This is a genomic window from Nakamurella multipartita DSM 44233 (assembly GCF_000024365.1).
GTDB classification, from domain to species: domain Bacteria; phylum Actinomycetota; class Actinomycetes; order Mycobacteriales; family Nakamurellaceae; genus Nakamurella; species Nakamurella multipartita.
Genome location: NC_013235.1, coordinates 5,919,852 through 5,939,530, shown reverse-complemented (window position 1 = coordinate 5,939,530; position 19,679 = coordinate 5,919,852). Strand labels below are relative to the sequence as shown.

The window sequence follows — 19,679 nt, the reverse complement described above, 5'->3', positions numbered from 1 at the left end:
GGCCCGAACGACTGAGGAGACGTCATGGCACCGGAACGGTCGCCGTCCGACCCGCCGGCCACCCGCGAGAGCGATCCCTACCACCCGACCTCCGTCACCCAGGCCGCCGCCCGCGGCGCGGCCGGACTGCGCGGTGCTCCCACCCCGTCCGAGGTGATCGCCGGGCTGCGCGCCACCAGCCACGGTGAGGACCTGGTCCAGGTGCTCTCGCCCGAGGGGGTGTTCACCCCGCGCGAGGACTTCCCGATCGAGATCTCCGCGGACCTGCTGCGCGGCCTGTACCGGGACATGGTCCTGGTCCGGCGATTCGACCGGGAGGGCAATGCGCTGCAACGGCAGGGCCAGCTCAACATCTGGGTCCCGCTGCTGGGCCAGGAGGCCGCCCAGGTCGGCGCCGGCCGGGCGCTGCGGCCCGCGGACATGGCCTTCCCGTCCTACCGGGAGCACGGTGTGGCCTGGTGCCGCGGGGTCGATCCGACCGAGCTGCTGGGCATCTTCCGCGGCACCGATCACTGCGGCTGGGACCCCAAGCGGACCGGTTTCAACGGCTACACCATCGTCATCGGCAACCAGGTGCTCAACGCCACCGGCTACGCGATGGGCCAGAAGTTCGACGGGGTGATCGGCTCGCGGGCCGACGGCGCGAACGGGGCCGGCACCGACGAGGCCACCATCGTGTTCTTCGGGGACGGGGCCACCAGCCAGGGCGACGTGCACGAGGGGATGGTCTTCGCGGCCGCCTTCGACGCGCCGATCGTCTTCTACTGCCAGAACAACCAGTGGGCGATCTCCGAGCCGGTGGCCCGCCAGTCGCGGGTACCGCTGTGGGAACGCTCGACCGGCTACGGGTTCCCCGGCGTCCGGGTCGACGGCAACGACGTGCTGGCCTGCCTGGCCGTCACCCGCTGGGCGCTGGACGAGTGCCGTTCGGGCAACGGCCCGGTGATGATCGAGGCGTTCACCTACCGGATGGACGCGCACACCACCTCGGACGATCCGACCCGGTACCGGATGGCCGCCGAAGAGGAGCACTGGAAGCTGCTCGACCCGATCGAACGGGTGCGCGCGCACCTGGCCCGCGAGGGGCTGGCCGACCAGGCCTTCTTCGACCAGGTCGGCGCGGAGGCCGACGAGCTGGCCGCCCGGTTCCGCAGCTTCTGCGTGCAGATGCCCAAACCGGCGCCGGAGCGCATGTTCAGCCACGTCTACAGCGAGCCGCACGCCGGCCTGCAGGCGCAGCAACGCGAGCACGCCGACTACCTGGCCGGCTTCGCGGACGAGACTTCCGGGGCGGGGGAGCGCTGATGACCACGACCACGACCACCTTGGCCAAGGCCCTCAACGCCGGGCTGCGCGCGGCCATGGACGACGACCCGAAGGTCATCGTGATGGGCGAGGACGTCGGCCGGCTGGGCGGCGTGTTCCGGGTGACCGACGGGCTGCAGAAGGACTTCGGCGACCACCGGGTGCTGGATACCCCGCTGGCCGAGTCCGGCATCGTCGGCACCGCGGTCGGCCTGGCCATGCGCGGCTACCGGCCGGTTGCCGAGATCCAGTTCGACGGCTTCGTCTTCCCCGCGTTCGACCAGATCTCCTCCCAGGTCGCCAAGATCACCTACCGGACCCAGGGCGCCTGGTCGATGCCGATGGTCATCCGGATCCCGTTCGGCGGCGGCATCGGTGCCGTCGAGCATCACGCCGAGTCGCCCGAGTCGTTCTTCTGTCACATCGCCGGGCTCCGGGTGGTCGCCTGCTCGAACCCGCAGGACGCCTACGACATGCTGCGGGCGGCCATCGCCTGCGACGACCCGGTGATCTTCTTCGAACCGAAGCGGCGCTACTGGGAGAAGGGCGACCTGGATCCCGACCGGTACCCCCGGCACCGGCCCGGCGACCCGTGGCCGCCGCCCTGCCTGACCAGCGTGGTTCGCCGGCCCGGCACCGACGTCACCGTGGTCTCCTACGGCGCGAGCATGCCGATCCTGCTGTCGGCGGCTGACGCGGCCCAGGCCGAGGGCCGCTCGTTGGAGGTCATCGACCTGCGCACGCTGTCCCCGCTGGATCTGGATCCGGTGCTGGCTTCGGTCCGCAAGACGGGCCGGCTGGTCGTGGTGTCCGAGGCGCCGCGGGAGTCCTCGATCACCGCCGACATCGCCGCCCGGGTCACCGAGGAGGCGTTCTACTCGCTGGCCGCGCCCGTGCTGCGGGTCGCCGGCTACGACACCCCCTATCCCCCCAGCCGGGTCGAGGACGAGTACCTGCCGGATCTGGACAAGGTCATGCATGCGGTCGATCGCGTCCTGGCCTACTGACCCGTGACGAGGAACGAACCCGTGACCAGCACCGAGAGCACCACCCGACCGACCGGCCGGCTCGAGACCTTCCGCATGCCGGACGCCGGCGAAGGCCTGACCGAGGCCGACATCATCGGCTGGCGGGTCGCCGTCGGCGACACCGTCACCGTCAACCAGGTCATCGTGGAGATCGAGACGGCCAAGGCGGCCGTCGAACTGCCCTGCCCGTACGCCGGCCGGGTCCACCAGCTGCTCGCCGAACCGGGCGCGACCGTCGAGGTCGGGACGCCGATCATCACCATCGACACCGGAACCGACACCGGGACCGCTCCGGCGGGTGACCACGGCGCCGTCGTCGAGGGTGGCCCGGTCAACGGCGCCGCGGCCGAGACCGGGTCCAAGATCGGTGAGGTGACCGCCGACGGGCGGATCGCCACGCTGGTCGGCTACGTGCCGGCCGGACGGTCGGGGGGCCGCCGCGCCCGCCGCGCCGCCCCGACCGGGGCGGCCGCCCCCGCATCACGCGCCCCGGCCGCCCCTGTGTCATCGCCGCCGCCGGTCCCGGCCGAGCCGGAACCGCCGGCCGCGCACGCGACCCACGCGGCTCCGCTGGCCACTCCGCCGGTCCGCAAGCTGGCCAAGGATCTGGGTATCGACCTGCACGCGGTGGCCCCCTCCCGCGCGGACGGGGTGATCAGCCGGGAGGACGTCGAGCACGCCGCCGCGGCGCGGACCCGGCCGGCCGCGGGTCCGGATCGGGAGCCGGCTCCGCCGGCGGCCCGCGCGTCGACCAGGCCCGACGACGGGTCTCGGGAGTACCGGATCGCGGTGACCGGGGTGCGCAAGGCGACCGCCGCGGCCATGGTGGCCAGCGCGTTCACCGCCCCGCACGTGACCGAGTTCCTCACCGTTGACGTCACCCCGATGATGCAGCTGCGGGAGCGGCTGCGGACCCGCCGGGAATTCGCCGACGCGCCCCCGACGCCGCTGGCCCTGACCGCCCGCGCCGTGTGCCTGGCCGCCCGGCGCACCCCCGAGATCAATTCGGTCTACGAGGCGGGCACCGACGGCCCGGACCAGATCCTGGTCAAGCGGGACGTGCACCTGGGCATCGCCGCGGCCACCGACCGCGGGCTGATCGTGCCGGTCATCCGGGACGCGGACGCGATGGGCCTGGCCGACCTGGCCCGGGCCCTGCAGGAGCTCACCGCCACCGCCCGGGCCGGTCGGACCAGCCTGGCCCAGCTGACCGGCGGCACCTTCACCATCACCAACGTGGGGGTGTTCGGGGTGGACACCGGCACGCCGATCATCAACCCGGGCCAGTCGGCGATCCTGGCCCTGGGCGCGATCCGGGACGCGCCGTGGGTCGTCGACGGTGAGTTGGCGGTGCGCAAGGTATGCCAGCTGGCGCTCAGCTTCGACCACCGCGTCATCGACGGGCAGCAGGGCTCGCAGTTCCTGGCCGACATCGGTGCCCTGCTGGCCGATCCGGGGCTGGCCCTGGCCTTCTGACCGGCCCGGGCGCTGCGCGCCCATCACGTCCGACTGCGCGCGCGGGACGCCCGGCGCGCGCAAGATGGTGTCCGGGGCCGACCTGACGCGTCGGTTCCGGATCCATACCGCAAAGGGGCGGCCGATGAACAGCGCGGGCACGGTACTGCAGGGCTACAACAACCTCTCGCAGTACCGCAAGGACACCTGGTCCACCCTGGAGGAGGCCGCCGAGCGGTTGGCCGTCGCCGCGGCCGCGGACCGCCCGGTCGACGCCCACGCCGACCGGGTGAGCGGCCTGCTGGAGCGGCTCAACCCGATCGAGCGGTACTGGGCGTTCCCCGGCCCGCAGGCCTTCCAGGCCGGCCGCCGGTTGTTCACCGCCGGCAAGTACACCCGGTTCGCCCGGGCCGTGGCCAGCGTCAGCCGGGCCCTGGCCAGCGACTCCTTCCGCAACGGCATCCCGTGGTCGGTGGCCGCGGCCATCACCGACACCATGGACCAGTCGGGCTCGACCACCGGGACGAGCACGCCGCAGCGGCCCTACTTCGAGGTGCTCGTCGTCGAGGACATGACCGAGGCACAGGAACGGGCGCTGCGTCAGGAGCTGCGGGCCTGGCGCCGCCCGGACGACGAGTTCATCTACGAGATCGTCGTGGTGCCCAGCTTCGAGGACGCGGTGATCGCCGCCCGGATCAACTTCAGCCTGCAGGCCTGCGTGATCAAGCGTCGGTTCGCCCAGCATTCGGGGCGGGACATGTCGGCGGTGGCGCACTTCGTCGACGACCGCTCGCCCAACGATCTGATGGAGCATTCGGTCGAGGAGCGCGCCGACCTGCTGGGCAAGGCCCTGGTCGGCATCCGGCCCGAGCTGGACCTGTACCTGATGACCGAGATCACCCTGGAGGACGTCGCCGGCTGGCTCAGCCACGACTTCCGCCGCATCTTCCACTCCCGCGAGGGCACGCTGGAGCTGCACCTGAGCCTGCTCGGCGGGATCGAGGAGCGGTACCGGTCGCCGTTCTTCAACGCCCTGCAGAAGTACAGCCACCGGCCGACCGGTGTGTTCCACGCCCTGCCCATCTCCCAGGGCAAGTCGATCGTGAACTCGCACTGGATCAAGGACATGATCGACTTCTACGGCCTGGACATCTTCCTGGCCGAGACCTCGGCCACCTGCGGCGGTCTGGACTCCCTGCTGGAACCGACCGGCCCGCTGCGTGAGGCCCAGGACCTGGCCGCGCGCACCTTCGGGTCGCGGCAGACCTTCTTCGCCACCAACGGCACCTCGACCGCGAACAAGATCGTCTGCCAGGCCCTGGTGCAGCCCGGGGACATCGTGCTGGTCGACCGCAACTGCCATCAGTCCCACCACTACGGGCTGATGCTCTCCGGGGCCCACGTGATCTACCTGGACGCCTACCCGCTCAACGAGTACTCGATGTACGGGGCGGTGCCGCTGCGCTCGATCAAGGCGCAACTGCTGGAGCTGCGCCGGGCCGGCAAGCTCGACCGGGTCAAGATGCTGATGCTGACCAACTGCACGTTCGACGGCATGGTCTACGACGCCGAGCGGGTCATGCAGGAGTGCCTGGCCATCAAGCCCGACCTGGTCTTCCTGTGGGACGAGGCGTGGTTCGCCTTCGCCCGGTTCCATCCGGTCTACCGGCCGCGCACCGGCATGCACTCGGCCGGGTCGCTGCTGGGCAAGCTGCGGGACCCGCAGTACCGCAAGGTCTTCGCCGCCTGGAACGAGCAGATCAAGGACGCCACGGACGCCGAGCTGCTGGATACCCGGCTCATCCCGGACCCGGCCCGGGCCCGGGTGCGGGTGTACGCGACCCAGTCGACGCACAAGACGCTGACCTCGCTGCGGCAGGGCTCGATGATCCACGTCTTCGACCAGGACTTCGGGCAGAAGGTCGAGGAGAACTTCCACGAGGCGTACATGGCGCACACCTCGACCTCGCCGAACTACCAGATCCTGGCCTCGTTGGACCTGGGTCGCCGGCAGGCCGCCCTGGAGGGCTTCGAGCTGGTGCAAAAGCAGGTCGAGTACGCGATGCGGTTGCGCGACGCCGTCGACAACCACCCGCTGCTGCGCAAGTACATGCGCTGCCTGACCACCGCCGACCTGATCCCGGCGGAGTTCCGCCCCTCGGGCATCGGCCAGCCGCTGCGTTCCGGCCTGAAGAACATGCAGCTGGCCTGGCGGTCCGACGAGTTCGCGCTGGACCCGTGCCGGGTCACCATCTCGATCGGCGCCACCGGCATCGACGGCGACACCTTCAAGCGCGAGTACCTCATGGACCGGCACGGGGTGCAGATCAACAAGACCTCCCGCAACAGCGTGCTGTTCATGACCAACATCGGCACCACCCGCAGCTCGGTGGCCTACCTGATCGAGGTGCTGGTCAAGATCGCCCGCGAGCTGGACGAGAAGGTCACCGACATGAGCCTGGCCGAACGGGCGGCGCACGAGCACGCGGTGCGCCGGCTGACCAGTTCGTCGGCGCCGCTGCCGGACTTCTCGTCCTTCCACGACGCGTTCCGGCCGAGCCCGGCCGACGATCCGGGCCCGGGTCCGGCCACTCCGGAGGGCGACGTGCGGCGCGCGTTCTTCCTGTCCTACGACGACAGCCTGTGCGAGTACCTGATGCCCGAGCTGATCCAGGAGAAGCTGGACCGCGGCGTCGACGTGGTCTCGGCGACGTACGTGACGCCCTACCCGCCGGGTTTCCCGGTGCTGGTGCCCGGCCAGAAGTTCAGCCGGCAGATCCTGGACTACATGAACAGCCTGGATACCTCCGAGGTGCACGGGCTGCGGGCCGATCGGGGGTACCGGGTGTACATCGACAAGGCCTTGGAGATCGCTCGCGAGGCACGGGACGGTGCGTCCTCACGTAAGGTGACCAACGACGGCGTTCCTGACTACTCAGCGTCAGACTTTCAAGATTCATAAAATCTGCAGCCAATTTGTTGTAACGGACAGCCAGTTCTCAGCGATAGTCAGGGCGACCCCGGACAGCTGCCGGACCCCCGACCTGGCAGCTGTGCGGGGTCACTTCGTCTCCGGGCCGTCTCCGGTCCCTCTCCGAGCCGCGATCCGGACGGCGGCGACTACGCTCAGCCGGTGTCCGACGCCCCGCTGGCCATCCAGATGCTCCATGACCGGATCCTGATCAAGACCTCCTCGCCCGGCGGTGAGCGCACCACCAGGGCCGGCATCCTGATCCCGGCGACCGCCGAGGTGGCCAAGCGACTGGTCTGGGGCGAAGTGGCCGGGGTCGGCCAGCACGTGCGCTCGGTCAAGCTCGGTGAGCGGGTGCTGTTCAGCCCCGAGGACCAGTACGAGGTCGAGGTCGGCGGCGAAACCTACCTGGTGTTGCGCGAGCGTGACCTGCAGGCGGTGGCCTCCGAGCGCACCCGGGGCGGGACGGGGCTTTACTTGTAGCTGGGACCACGTTTGTCGGTGGGACGTGTTGATCCGGTCGGCCGGACCAGCCACCGGCGGCGCCGGATCGCGCCCAGGGGAGTGCTCCGTCATGGACAGCTACGACATGATCGTCATCGGGTCGGGTCCGGCCGGGCAGAAGGCGGCCATCGCGGCGGCGAAACTGGGCCGGCGGGCCGCCATCGTCGAGCGCAAGGACATGGTCGGCGGCGTCTGCATCAACACCGGCACCATCCCGTCCAAGACACTGCGCGAAGCGGTGCTCTACCTGACCGGGCTCAACCAGCGGGAGCTGTACGGGCAGTCCTACCGGGTCAAGCAGGACATCACCATCGCTGACCTGTCCTCACGCACCCAACACGTCATCGCCCGCGAGATCGATGTCATCCGCAACCAGCTGGCCCGCAACCACGTGCACATGTACGTCGGCACCGCGCGGTTCATCACCCCGCGCACCATCGTGGTCACCAACGAGGCCGGCAATTCGGTCGAGCTCAGCGCCGACAAGATCGTCATCGCGGTGGGCACCAAACCCGCCCACCCGAGCACCGTCGAATTCGACGGGGAGACCATCGTCGACTCCGACCAGATCCTGAGCATCGCCAAGGTGCCGTCGTCGATGGTGGTGGTCGGGGCCGGCGTCGTCGGCATCGAGTACGCCTCCATGTTCGCCGCCCTGGGTACCAAGGTGACCATCGTCGAGCGCCGACCGACGATGCTGGACTTCTGCGACAAGGAGATCATCGAGGCCCTGCAGTACCAGCTGCGCGAGTTGGCCGTGACCTTCCGGTATTCCGAGACCGTGCGGGAGGTGCAGAGGCATCCGGCCGGCACGCTGACCGTGCTGGAGTCGGGCAAGCGGATCCCGGCCGACACGGTGCTGTACTCGGCCGGCCGGCAGGGTCTGACCGACGAACTCAACATCGCCGCGGCCGGGCTCGGCGCCTCCGATCGGGGCAAGATCGAGGTCAACGAGAACCTGCAGACCGAGGTCGAGCACATCTACGCGGTCGGCGACGTGATCGGGTTCCCCGCGCTCGCCGCGACGGCCATGGAGCAGGGTCGCCGGGCCGCGTACCACGCGTTCAACGAGCCGGTCGGCAACAAACTGGGCGACCTGCAGCCCATCGGCATCTACACGATCCCTGAGCTGAGCTTCGTCGGCCGCACCGAGGAGTCGCTGACCAGCGCGAACGTGCCGTTCGAGGTGGGGGTGTCGCGGTACCGCGAGCTGGCCCGCGGGGCGATCCTGGGCGACTCCTACGGCATGCTCAAGATCCTCGTGCACGCCGAGTCCCGTGAACTGCTGGGCGTGCACGTCTTCGGCACCAACGCCACCGAGCTGGTGCACATCGGCCAGATGGTGATGGGCTGCGGCGGCACCGTGGACTACCTGGTCGACACCGTGTTCAACTACCCGACCCTGGCCGAGTCCTACAAGGTGGCCGCCCTGGACGCGGTGAACAAGATGCGGGCCATCGCCAAGGTCACCCAGACCGGCCCATACCACCCGCTGCCCGAGTAGGCCGCGAGTGGGGCGAGCGGCCCCGGCTCGTTCGGGCCGCGTTGGCGGTGTGAGCGGGATCGCACCCCTGTGGAGGGAATCAAAGGCCCCTCCCATGCGTCTGTATAAGTGGCCGGCCCTGGATGCGATGGTGATTCACCGGCAGACGGCACGCGTCGAGCGTGCGGCAGTCGAGCTTGGGCGATGCGGGAGGTTCGATTCCTCCCGACGGCACCATTGAACGGTCGGGCTCCCGTCGCGGGAGGCTTTTACCGACCGTAGTTTCTCCTCACTGAAAGTCACGGCTCGGATGAGTCGGCTGAACTCTGCACCCCGGTTGGGGGATCGTCGTCCCCGCGCGCTCCGGCCACCGGTTCGATCCGCCAGGCTGGACCCCGGAACGGTGGGGGCGGCCGGGTGGGAGGGAACCCGCTCGCGTTGATCTCCCGACGTCGGGTGCAGGGGGGCACGTGATCAGGTCGGCGGAAGCGGTCATCGAGGTCGACGGTTCGGCCGGGCCCAGTCGCGTCGACTGGCGGCGGCCGGCGGCGGTCGTGGCCGGCGTGATCACCGGGATCCTGGTGCTCGCCGGGCTGCTGTCCGCCCTGCTCTACGGCGCCGACTCGGACCCGTCCGGCCTGGTCTCCAACCTGGCCCAGCTGACCGCGGCGGCCCTCGCGACGGCGGCCGCGGCCGGCGCGGCCCGGCGGTCCGAACCCGCCGGCCGGCTCCGGTGGTGGCTGGTCGCGCTGGCCTGCGGCTTGTGGACGATCGGGCAGAGCTACTGGTGCTACGTGGAGCTGATTCTCGGGCAGGACGTGCCCGAGGTGTCGCCGGCAGACCTGTTCTTCCTGTCCTTCACCGCCCTGATGATCGTGGCGGTGGCGCCGACCGGCGGTTCGCGCAGCGACCGGCTGCGGATCCTGCTGGACGGCTTCATCATCGGCATGTCGCTGTTCACCATCAGCTGGTCGACCTCGATCGACGCGATCACCGCCAATCGCACCCCGGACACCGAGCCGTTGGCCATGGTGATCAACCTGGCCTACCCGTGCGGCGACGTGGTGGTGCTGACGATGGCCATCCTGAGCCTGTCCCGCCGCACCGTCGACCGCAGCGGGCTGACCGCGGTGGCCGCCGGAATGGGCCTGATCGCCGTGTCCGACGCCTTCTACGCCTACCTGACCTCCTCCGGCGAATCCACCTCGGGTTCGCTCGTCGGGATCGGGTGGGTGGCCGGCTTCGGCCTGATCGCCTGCGCCGCCGGGGCCCGCGTCCGGGTCGGCGCCCCCGCACCGGTCGAGCCGCCGACCGGTCCCCATACCGTGACCGAGACCGGCGGCGAGACCGGCGTCCCGCTCGACGTGCGCCGGGCCAGCGCCCTGCCCTACGTCCCTCTCGTGTTGGCCCTGCTGGTGGTGGGGGCCGACCGGATCGGCGGGGAACCGGTGGACCGGGTCGCCGGGCCGGCCCTCATCGTGACCTTCCTCGGGGTGTTGGTCCGGCAGTACCTGACCATCCGGGACAACGCCGCGCTGACCGCCAACCTGGCCCGCCGGGAGAACCAGCTGCACCGGCAGGCGTTCCAGGACATCCTGACCGGGCTGCCCAACCGGGCCCTGTTCACCGACCGGGCGGCGCACGCTCTGGAGCAGCACCGGCAGAGCATGCGACCGCTGTCGTTGCTGTTCGTCGACCTGGACGACTTCAAGGCGGTCAACGACACCCTGGGGCATCCGGTCGGCGACGAGCTGGTGATCCGGGTGGCCGAGCGGCTGCGGGGCGCGATCCGGGCCAGCGACACGGTGGCCCGCTTCGGCGGCGACGAGTTCGCGGTGCTCGCCGAGGGTGAGGACGCCGACGGGGTCGAGCTGGGTTCCCGGCTGGTCGAGGCGCTGCGGCCACGATTCGTGCTCGGCGAGCACGGCCTGTCCATCGGCGCCAGCATCGGCATCGCCGAGGTGCCGGCCGAGCATCCGACGCCGACCCTGGACGACCTGTTCTCCCGGGCCGACATCGCCATGTACGCGGCCAAGCGGGCCGGCAAGGGCCAGATCGCCCTGTACGACTCGACGATGGTGCTGCCGGAGGCGGCCGACCTGCAGTACCGGCCGCTGCTGATCGAGGCGATCGGCAGCGGCGGCATCGACTGCGTGTTCCAGCCGATCCTGGACCTGGACAGCGGCCGGGTGCACTGCATGGAGGCGCTGGCCCGCTGGCAGGTCGGCGACCAGGTGGTGGCCCAGGACTACTTCATCCAGCTCGCCGGCCGGCTCAAGCTGCTCCCCGCGCTGACCGACCTGATGGTCGACCGGGCCTGCGCCACGCTGGCCGACTGGACCGAGCGGCTGGGGTGCGACGACCTGCGGGTCGGGGTCAACGTGCCGCCCGGCCTGATGGCCGACCGCGACTTCCCCCGGCGCATCGACGCCGCCCTGCGCCGGCACCGGATCCGGCCCGACCGGCTGGTCCTGGAGATCACCGAGGACGCCCTGATCGGCGACGTCGCCACCTCCCGGGCGGTGGCCGACCAGCTGCGGCTGGCCGGCATCCGGCTGTGGCTGGACGACTTCGGCACCGGCTACTCCTCGCTGCTGAGCCTGCGGCAGATCTCCCTGCAGGCCGTCAAGATCGACATCGAGTTCGTCGCCAACATCCACACCGACCCGTCGGCCGCCCAATTCCTACGCGCGCTGCTGGCCCTGGGTCGCGACCTGGGCCTGATGGTGATGGCCGAGGGGGTGGAACTGCCCGAGCAGGCCGCGGTGCTGGCCGAGCTGGGCTGCCGGTACGTGCAGGGCTTCCTGTACGCCCGGCCGGCCGCGGCCGCCGACCTGGACGCGATGCTCGCCGCGCAGCCGGCCCTGGCCATGGGGGTGCCGGCCGCGCCCACCGTGTCCGCCGGGCGCGGCTGACCGGCGACCTGCTCAGCCGGGTCGTTGCCCCCACAGCTGCGCCGCGGCGACCGCATGTTTCCAGCGGGCCAGTTCGACCTCGCGGCGGGCCGCGGTCATCGACGGCTGCCACTCCCCGGCCTTGCGCCAGAACCGGCGCAGCACCTGCCGGTCCGACCAGTAGCCGACGGCCAGCCCGGCCGCGTAGGCCGCGCCCAGGGCGACCGTCTCGGCCATCATCGGCCGCACCACCGGGATGTCCAACACGTCCGCGATCGTCTGCATGAGCAGGTTGTCGCTGGTCATCCCGCCGTCGACGGCCAGCGAGCGGGCGGCCACCCCGGCGTCGGCGTTCATCGCGTCGACCACGTCGTGGGTCTGCCAGGCGGTGGCCTCCAGCACGGCCCGGGCGATGTGCGCCTTGGTCACGTACGAGGTCAGCCCGACCAGCACCCCCTGGGCCATGTTGTCCCAGTAGGGCGCGAACAGCCCGGAGAACGCCGGGACCAGGTAGCAGCCGCCGTTGTCGGGCACCGACCGGGCCAGTGTCTCGATCTCGGCCGGAGAGCGGATCAGGCCCAGGTTGTCGCGGCACCACTGGACCAGCCCGCCGGCCTGGGCGACCGACCCCTCCAGCGCGTACACCGCCGGCTCGCCGGCCACCTTGTGGGCGACCGTGGTGATCAGTCCGTGGCTGGAGCGGATGACCTCGGGGCCGGTGTTGAGCAGCAGGAAGCTGCCCGTGCCGAACGTGCACTTGGCCTCGCCGGCCTCGAACGCGGTCTGGCCGAACAGCGAAGCCTGCTGGTCGCCGATCAGCGCGCCGATCGCGATGCCCGGCACCGGATCCACCGTTCGCGCGACAACCCCGATGGTGGGCCGGATCTCGGGCAGCACCGCGCGTGGGATGGCGGTCGCGGCGAGCAGTTCGGGGTCCCAGTCCAGGGTGTCCAGGTTCATCAGCATGGTGCGGCTGGCGTTGGTCACATCGGTGACGTGCACGCCCGGCCCGCCGCCGTCGCGGCCCGGGCCGCCCGACAGATTCCAGGTGATCCAGCTGTCTATCGTCCCGAACAGCAGATCGCCCGCGGCGGCGGCCGCGGCGGCCGCCGGGTTGCGATCGAGCATCCAGCGCAGCTTGGCCGCCGAGAAATAGTTGGCCATCGGCAGTCCCGTCCGGGCCAGGACCCGGGCCGGATCGATCCGGGTGGCCAGGTCGGCCAGCACGTCGGTGGTCCGGGTGTCCTGCCAGACGATCGCCCGGCCCACCGGGACCCCGGTGTGCCGGTTCCACAGCACGGCGGTCTCGCGCTGGTTGGTCACCCCCAGGGCGACCACCTCGGCGGCGCCGACCCCGGCGTCGGCCAGCGCCTGCGGGATGATCCGCCGCACGATCGACCAGATCTCGGCGGCGTCGTGCTCCACCCAGCCCGGGTGCGGGTAGTACTGCTGGTGCTCCCGTTGGGCGATGGAGACCATCCGGCCCTGCCGGTCGAACAGCATGCACCGGGTCGAGGTCGTGCCCTGGTCCAGGGCGGCCACCAGTTTCACCGTCATCGGTCCCGTCCGTGACCCAGCTCGCGGGAGATCGCCCGCCCGGCCCGGGTCACCTGGGTGACCAGGGCCGTCCGGGGGCGCGACCGATCATCGCAGATGCGCTCGATCGCGCCCTCGATGCCCACCACCGCCACCACGTACCCGCCGCGATCCCGGATCGGCGCGGCCACGCCGGCCACCGCCGGGTCGACCTCGCCGACCGAGCCGGCCCACCCGACGTCCCGGATGCCGGCCAGCTCCCGCTGCAGCGCGACGCGGTCGATGATGGTGCGGGTGGTCAGGGCGGGCAGGTCCTGCCGGAGCAGGGTGCGGGCCGCGCCCGGGTAGTAAGCCAGCAGCACCTTGCCCAGCGCGCTCGCGTGCAGGGGCACCACCGAACCGGTGACCAGTACCTGGGTGCCGCCGTCGGCCCGGAAGACATGGTGCGCCACCTCGGCCCGGCCCCGATGAAAGGTGGCCACTCGGGCTGATTCTCCGGTCCGCGCGGCCAGCGTGTCGGTCCAGTTCATGGCCTTGGACCGCAGCTCGTTGGGATCCAGGCGGTCGGTGCGGCCCAGGTGGAACAGGTCCCCGGCCACCCGGTACGGACCGTTGGCCACGTCCTGCTCGACGAAGCCGACGTCCTCCAGGGTCCGCAGGATGCCATGCGCGGTCGGCTTGGCCAGGGCCAGCGCGGCGGCGATCTGGGCCAGCGCCAGCGGCTCGTCGGCATCGGCCAGCAGCCGCAGGATTGCGGCCGCTCGCTCCACCGACTGCACGTTGCCCGGCACCTGGGCAGGCTACCCCGGGTCGCCCGCAGCCGTTCGGCATGGTCGAACGGCGGCGATTGTCGCGCCTGGGCGCCCCGGATACGGTCGCGACCAGTGAGGCACTGGGCCATGATGAGGGTGGACGGCGAGGAGGCGAGGAATCTTGCGGGATTTGCGGTTCGTCGCAACCCGTTCGACGCGTTCGCGGTCCGTCTTCGTGCCAGCGTGGTCAGTGATCGCTCGCGGCAACCGCCCGCGACGATCGCCTGCGGCCGATCCCGGCCGTCACCTGGCATCTGTCCGCCCGACTGGGGGCTCGTGTCCGAGCCCGTCAGTGTGCCCATGAGTGAGGAAGCCTCGATGACCACCACCACGCCCCGCCCCAGCCGCAAGCGCGAGCCCGACCGCAACCTGGCGGTCGAGCTGATCCGCGCCACGGAGGCGGCGGCCATGGCCTCGGCCCGCTACCTGGGCCGGGGCGACAAGAACCAGGTCGACGCGGCCGCGGTCGACGCGATGCGACCGGTCCTGGGCACGGTCGCGATGCGCGGCGTCGTGGTGATCGGTGAGGGCGAAAAGGACGAGGCGCCCATGCTGTTCAACGGCGAGCAGGTCGGTGACGGCACCGGCCCCGAGGTCGACATCGCCGTCGACCCGGTGGACGGCACGACGCTGGTGGCCAAGGCCCTGCCGGACGGGCTGTCCGTGGTCGCGCTGGCCGAGCGCGGCAAGATGTTCGATCCGGGTCCCTGCTTCTACATGCGCAAGACCGTCGTGCCCGGCTCGGCCGCGCACGTCGTCGATCCGGAGGCCCCGGTCGGCGAGACCATCGCCGCCGTGGCCAAGGCTCTGGGCCGCAAGCCCGACGACCTGACCGTCGCCGTGCTGGACCGTCCCCGGCACTCCGGACTGGTGGAATCGATCCGCGCGGTCGGCGCCCGGATCAAGTTCCTCGGCGACGGCGACGTGGCCGGCGCCATCATGGCCGCGTCCGAGGACACCATCGACACCGGTGTCGACCTGCTCTTCGGCACCGGCGGCACGCCCGAGGGCGTCATCGCCGCGGCCGCGCTGCGCTGCCTGGGCGGATCGATCTTCGCCCGGCTGGCCCCGCGCAACGAGCAGGAGCGGAAGGCGGCCATCGATCTGGGCTACGACCTGGACCGCATCCTGACCACCACCGACCTGTGCGGGGGCGAGGACATCTTCTTCGCCGCCACCGGCGTCACCGACGGCGCGCTGCTCAAGGGCGTGCGCTTCGGCACCAACCGGATCAGCACCACCTCGCTGTCCATGCGGGCGCGGTCGGGCACCATCCGCTTCATCCAGACCTTCCACGATCCGGTGCGCTCGACCCTGGTGCCCGCGCTCGACTAAGAGCCGGGCCCGGCCCGGCGTGGATCGACCACCGACGTTTCAAAGGAGAAAGTATGAGTGTGCAGATCTCTGCACTGAGCCCCCAGACCCGCGCGCAGGCCCTCACGGATCTGGCCGAGCGGCAGTTCGACGTGCTGGTCATCGGGGCCGGGGTGGTCGGCGCCGGGGCGGCGCTGGACGCGGCCAGCCGCGGCCTGTCCGTGGCCCTGGTCGAGGCCCGGGACCTGGCCGCGGGCACCTCCAGCCGGTCGTCGAAGTTGGTCCACGGCGGGTTGCGGTACCTCAAGCAGCTCAACTTCTCGCTCGTCTTCGAGGCGCTGCGGGAACGTTCGCTGATCCTCAAGACGCTGTGCCCGCACCTGGCCCGGCCGGTGGAGTTCATCTACCCGCTGGAGCGCAAGGGCATCGACCGCGGCTACGTCGGGCTCGGGATCGGTGTCTACGACGTGCTGGGCGCCGGCAAGGGGGTGCCCTCGCACCACAAGCACCTGAGCAAGCGCAAGACCCTGGAGACGTTCCCGGACGGCAAGAAGGGCCACATCCAGGGCGCCATCAAGTTCTACGAGGGTCAGCTCGACGACGCCCGGCACACCATGATGATCGCCCGGACCGCCGCCGCCTACGGGGCGTCGGTGGCCACCAGTGCCCGGGTCGTCGACCTGGTCCGTGAGGGCCAGCGGGTCGTCGGCGCGGTGGTGCGCGATCTGGAGACCGGCCACGACATCACCGTCCGGGCCCGCACCGTCGTCAACGCCACCGGGGTGTGGACCGACGACATCCAGGAGATGCTCGGCGGCAAGGGCAGCTTCCGGGTGCAGGCCTCCAAGGGCGTGCACATCGTGGTCCCCCGGGATCGGATCAAGTCCAAGACCGGCCTGATCACCGAGACCGAGAAGAGCCTGCTGTTCATCATCCCGTGCCCGTGGAGCGAGGACTTCTGGGTCATCGGCACCACCGACACCCCGTGGGATCTGGACAAGGCCCATCCGGCGGCCAGCGCCTCGGACATCGACTACATCCTCGAGCACGCCAACGCATTGCTGGAAAAGCCGCTGACCCGAGCGGACGTGGTCGGGGTCTACGCCGGGCTGCGCCCGCTGCTGGCCGGCGAGTCGGACCAGACCAGCAAGCTGTCCCGGGAGCACGCCTGCGTCTCGCCGGTGCCCGGGCTGGTCATCGTGGCCGGCGGGAAGTACACCACCTACCGGGTGATGGCCAAGGACGCGGTCGACGAGGCCGCCAAGCAGCTGCCCGGCGCGGTCGAGAAGTGCTGCACCGACAAGGTTCCGTTGATCGGTGCGGACGGGTACCAGGCGCTGTGGAACACCCGGGCGAGGATCGCCGAACGGACCGGGCTGGACCTGGCCCGGGTCGAGCACCTGCTCGGCCGGTACGGCAGCGCGATCAGCGACCTGCTCGAGCTGATCGACCAGGACAAGAACCTGGGCGAGCCGCTGGAATCCGCGCCGAAGTACCTGAAAGCCGAAGCCGTGTACGCGGTCTCGCATGAGGGTGCGCTGCACCTGGACGACATCCTGGCCCGTCGGACCCGGATCTCGATCGATACCTGGGACCGTGGCGACGGCGCCGCCCAGGAGGTCGCCGAACTGGTGGCCCCGCTGCTGAGCTGGGATGCCGAGGCGATCGACCGCGAGGTCGGCCACTACCGGACCCGGGTGGCCGCGGAGCGCGAATCCCAGGAGCAGCTCGACGATCTGACCGCGGACGCGGCCCGGCTCGGGGCCCCGGACGTGCGCGTGGGGGCCGGGTGAGCCAATTGATGTCGGATCGAGAACAAATCGTCACAGTGTGGTCACGGACGAAAAGTTCTGGGTTCGTCACGACCGATAGGGGCGTAAGTTCCGTTTCGATCGCTTGGTGATCATGATTTTCTCCGCCCCGCAATGGTTGCGCCGGCGGACCCGTCGGCAAGGAGGCCGCGTTGACTGTTTCCAACGGTGAGATCTTCATCTCCGAGTTCACTGGCACGGCAATGTTGTTGCTGCTGGGCTGTGGTGTGGTCGCCACCGCGATCCTCAAAGGGAGCAAGGGTGAGGGCGGCGGCTGGCTGCTGATTAACTTCGGGTGGGGCCTGGCCGTCTTCGCCGGCGTCTACGTCGCGTTCCGCAGCGGCGCGCACCTGAACCCGGCCGTCACCCTGGCGCTGGCGATCACCGGGCCGGACAACGGCGGCATCTCGTGGTCGGTGGTGCCGATCTACTTCGCGGCCGAGCTGACCGGTGCCTTCGTCGGCGCGATCATCGCCTGGCTCGCGTTCAAGCAGCACTTCGATGCGGAGGAGGATCCGGGCAAGAAGCTCGGCGTCTTCTCCACCGGTCCGGCCATCCGCAACTACGGCTGGAACACCCTGACCGAGGTCGTCGGCACCTTCGTCCTGGTGTTCGTCATCCTGATCTCAGGCGGCACGCCGTCCGGTCTCGGACCGCTGTTCGTCGCCCTGCTGGTCGTCGGCATCGGCGCCTCGCTCGGTGGCCCGACCGGGTACGCGATCAACCCGGCTCGTGACCTCGGACCTCGCATCGCGCACGCGATTCTGCCGATCAAGGGCAAGGGCTCGTCGGACTGGGGTTACTCCTGGGTTCCCATCGTGGGCCCGTTCATCGGTGGCGCTCTCGGCGCGCTGCTGTTCCTGGCGCTGGGTGGTCCGGGGATCTTCCCGGGCGTGTCCTGACGCCGTTTCGCACCATGTGATCGGCGAGGCGCCCGGACCCATCCGGGCCGGGCGCCCCGGCCGTGTGCCTACCAAGTGGTCAACCGCTTCATCGTGGAAGCAATGAAAGGGAAGTTGCAGCACATGAGTGAGAAGTTTGTCGCCGCCATCGATTCCGGCACCACCTCCGTCCGGTGCATGCTGTTCAACCGGGAGGGCCGGGTCGTCTCGGTCGCCCAGCGCGAGCACGAGCAGATCTTCCCCAAGGCCGGCTGGGTCGAGCACAACGCCATCGAGATCTGGGACAACACCCGTCTGGTGGCCGCCGACGCGCTGGCGCACGTCGATCTGAACGAGAGCGACATCGCCGCGGTCGGCATCACCAACCAGCGCGAGACCGCCCTGGTCTGGGACCGCACCACCGGCGAGCCGGTGCACAACGCCATCGTCTGGCAGGACACCCGCACCGACGCCATCTGTCAGGAGCTCGGGGCCCTCGGCGGGGGTGCCGACCGGTACAAGGCCAAGGTCGGTCTGCCACTGGCCACCTACTTCTCCGGTCCGAAGGTCCGCTGGATCCTGGACAATGTCGAGGGCGCCCGGGCCAAGGCCGAGGCCGGCGACCTGGTGTTCGGCAACATGGACACCTGGACGCTGTGGAACATGACCGGCGGGGTGGACGGCGGCCTGCACGTCACCGACCCGACCAATGCCTCGCGGACCATGCTGATGGACCTGGACACGCTGTCCTGGGACGCCGGGATCGCCGCCGAGATGGGCATTCCGCTTTCCATGCTGCCGGAGATCCGGTCCTCCTCGGAGGTGTACGGCAACGGGCGCGAGAAGGGCTCGTTCGCCGGAGTGCCCATCGCCGGCATCCTGGGCGATCAGCAGGCGGCCACCTTCGGCCAGGCCTGCCTGTCCCCGGGCGAGGCCAAGAACACCTACGGCACCGGTTGCTTCATGCTGCTGAACACCGGGACCGAGAAGGTGCCGTCGAAGAACGGCCTGCTCACGACGGTCTGCTACAAGATCGGCGACCAGCCGACGGTGTACGCCCTGGAGGGCTCCATCGCCATCGCCGGCTCGCTGGTGCAATGGCTGCGGGACAACCTCGGGCTGATCAGCTCGGCGCCGGAGATCGAGGAACTGGCCGCGCCCGACAACGGCGGCTGCTATTTCGTGCCCGCGTTCTCCGGCCTGTTCGCCCCGTACTGGCGGTCCGACGCCCGCGGCGCGATCGTCGGCCTGACCCGGTACGTGAACAAGACGCACATCGCCCGGGCCGTGCTGGAGGCCAACGCCTACCAGACCAAGGAGGTACTGGACGCGATGAACGCGGACTCCGGCGTCGAGCTCAAGGCGCTCAAGGTCGACGGCGGCATGGTCGCGAACGACACCCTGATGCAGTTCCAGGCCGACATCCTCGACGTGCCGGTGATCCGTCCGGTGGTGGCCGAGACCACCGCCCTGGGTGCCGCCTATGCCGCCGGCCTGGCCGTCGGGTTCTGGGATTCCGAGGACGACATCCGCAACAACTGGGCCGAGGACAAGCGCTGGAACCCCTCGATGGAGTCCTCGGAGCGGGACCGGCTGTACCGGCAGTGGAAGAAGGCGGTCACCAAGACGCTGGACTGGGTCGACGAGGACGTCTGATCCGGCCGCGGGCCCCGCTGATCGGCCGC

13 protein-coding genes are annotated in these 19,679 nt (G+C 70.5%); 11 read left to right on the top strand and 2 right to left on the bottom strand.

The window, feature by feature from the left end:
• The first annotated feature begins 24 nt into the window (after positions 1-24).
• The 7 genes from pdhA to NAMU_RS26310 all read left to right on the top strand — a co-directional run bounded on the left by pdhA (position 25) and on the right by NAMU_RS26310 (position 11,661).
• Entirely contained in the window at positions 25-1,305 is a 1,281-nt protein-coding gene (gene pdhA, locus NAMU_RS26340) for a pyruvate dehydrogenase (acetyl-transferring) E1 component subunit alpha (RefSeq protein WP_015750381.1), read from the top strand.
• Complete coding sequence (locus NAMU_RS26335; protein WP_015750380.1) at positions 1,305-2,312, top strand: alpha-ketoacid dehydrogenase subunit beta; 1,008 nt, start codon at positions 1,305-1,307, stop codon at positions 2,310-2,312. The genes pdhA and NAMU_RS26335 overlap by 1 nt, the downstream gene beginning before the upstream one ends.
• A gap of 75 nt (positions 2,313-2,387) precedes the next feature.
• On the top strand, positions 2,388-3,809 hold the full coding sequence (locus NAMU_RS26330; RefSeq protein ID WP_041371718.1) for a dihydrolipoamide acetyltransferase family protein: 1,422 nt from the start codon (positions 2,388-2,390) through the stop codon (positions 3,807-3,809).
• A 124-nt stretch (positions 3,810-3,933) separates the two neighbouring features.
• The gene (locus tag NAMU_RS26325; protein WP_138180493.1) at positions 3,934-6,750 is read left to right on the top strand and encodes an aminotransferase class I/II-fold pyridoxal phosphate-dependent enzyme; all 2,817 of its coding nucleotides are present in this window, start codon (positions 3,934-3,936) and stop codon (positions 6,748-6,750) included.
• Positions 6,751-6,921: 171 nt separating this feature from the next.
• Positions 6,922-7,242 (top strand): GroES family chaperonin, encoded by a 321-nt coding sequence (locus NAMU_RS26320; protein WP_015750377.1) that lies wholly within the window; start codon positions 6,922-6,924, stop codon positions 7,240-7,242.
• Between the two features lie 91 nt (positions 7,243-7,333).
• Positions 7,334-8,767, top strand: coding sequence for a Si-specific NAD(P)(+) transhydrogenase (gene sthA / locus NAMU_RS26315; protein ID WP_015750376.1), 1,434 nt, complete (start codon positions 7,334-7,336; stop codon positions 8,765-8,767).
• A 449-nt stretch (positions 8,768-9,216) separates the two neighbouring features.
• Positions 9,217-11,661, top strand: coding sequence for a putative bifunctional diguanylate cyclase/phosphodiesterase (locus NAMU_RS26310; RefSeq protein ID WP_015750375.1), 2,445 nt, complete (start codon positions 9,217-9,219; stop codon positions 11,659-11,661).
• A 12-nt stretch (positions 11,662-11,673) separates the two neighbouring features.
• On the opposite strand, the gene glpK (NAMU_RS26305) is transcribed toward NAMU_RS26310, so the two are convergent.
• Positions 11,674-13,197 carry a glycerol kinase GlpK gene (gene glpK / locus NAMU_RS26305; RefSeq protein ID WP_015750374.1) on the bottom strand — a complete coding sequence of 508 codons (1,524 nt, stop codon included), beginning with the start codon at positions 13,195-13,197 and terminating at the stop codon, positions 11,674-11,676.
• Positions 13,194-13,967, bottom strand: a complete 774-nt coding sequence (locus NAMU_RS26300) for an IclR family transcriptional regulator (RefSeq protein WP_041369482.1) — start codon at positions 13,965-13,967, stop codon at positions 13,194-13,196. Before NAMU_RS26300 ends, glpK (NAMU_RS26305) begins: the two co-directional genes overlap by 4 nt.
• 339 nt (positions 13,968-14,306) lie before the next feature.
• On the opposite strand from NAMU_RS26300, the gene glpX reads away from it, so the two are divergent.
• From glpX to glpK (NAMU_RS26280), 4 genes are all read left to right on the top strand, one after another.
• Entirely contained in the window at positions 14,307-15,323 is a 1,017-nt protein-coding gene (gene glpX, locus NAMU_RS26295; RefSeq protein ID WP_015750372.1) for a class II fructose-bisphosphatase, read from the top strand.
• Positions 15,324-15,376: 53 nt separating this feature from the next.
• On the top strand, positions 15,377-17,095 hold the full coding sequence (locus NAMU_RS26290) for a glycerol-3-phosphate dehydrogenase/oxidase (protein WP_015750371.1): 1,719 nt from the start codon (positions 15,377-15,379) through the stop codon (positions 17,093-17,095).
• Between the two features lie 170 nt (positions 17,096-17,265).
• Positions 17,266-18,015: an MIP/aquaporin family protein gene (locus NAMU_RS26285; RefSeq protein WP_015750370.1), complete on the top strand. Its 750-nt coding sequence runs from the start codon at positions 17,266-17,268 to the stop codon at positions 18,013-18,015.
• Positions 18,016-18,138: 123 nt separating this feature from the next.
• Positions 18,139-19,650 (top strand): glycerol kinase GlpK, encoded by a 1,512-nt coding sequence (gene glpK / locus NAMU_RS26280; protein WP_015750369.1) that lies wholly within the window; start codon positions 18,139-18,141, stop codon positions 19,648-19,650.
• Positions 19,651-19,679 lie beyond the last annotated feature (29 nt).

What these genes read in the sequence shown, in the direction of transcription:
- NAMU_RS26330 (WP_041371718.1), top strand. Translation starts at nt 2,388, where the DNA reads ATGCCGGACGCCGGCGAAGGCCTGACCGAGGCCGACATCATCGGCTGG.
- NAMU_RS26290 (WP_015750371.1), top strand. Translation starts at nt 15,377, where the DNA reads ATGAGTGTGCAGATCTCTGCACTGAGCCCCCAGACCCGCGCGCAGGCC.
- sthA (WP_015750376.1), top strand. Translation starts at nt 7,334, where the DNA reads ATGGACAGCTACGACATGATCGTCATCGGGTCGGGTCCGGCCGGGCAG.
- glpK (WP_015750369.1), top strand. Translation starts at nt 18,139, where the DNA reads ATGAGTGAGAAGTTTGTCGCCGCCATCGATTCCGGCACCACCTCCGTC.
- NAMU_RS26325 (WP_138180493.1), top strand. Translation starts at nt 3,934, where the DNA reads ATGAACAGCGCGGGCACGGTACTGCAGGGCTACAACAACCTCTCGCAG.
- glpK (WP_015750374.1), bottom strand. Translation starts at nt 13,197, where the DNA reads ATGACGGTGAAACTGGTGGCCGCCCTGGACCAGGGCACGACCTCGACC.
- NAMU_RS26335 (WP_015750380.1), top strand. Translation starts at nt 1,305, where the DNA reads ATGACCACGACCACGACCACCTTGGCCAAGGCCCTCAACGCCGGGCTG.
- glpX (WP_015750372.1), top strand. Translation starts at nt 14,307, where the DNA reads ATGACCACCACCACGCCCCGCCCCAGCCGCAAGCGCGAGCCCGACCGC.
- pdhA (WP_015750381.1), top strand. Translation starts at nt 25, where the DNA reads ATGGCACCGGAACGGTCGCCGTCCGACCCGCCGGCCACCCGCGAGAGC.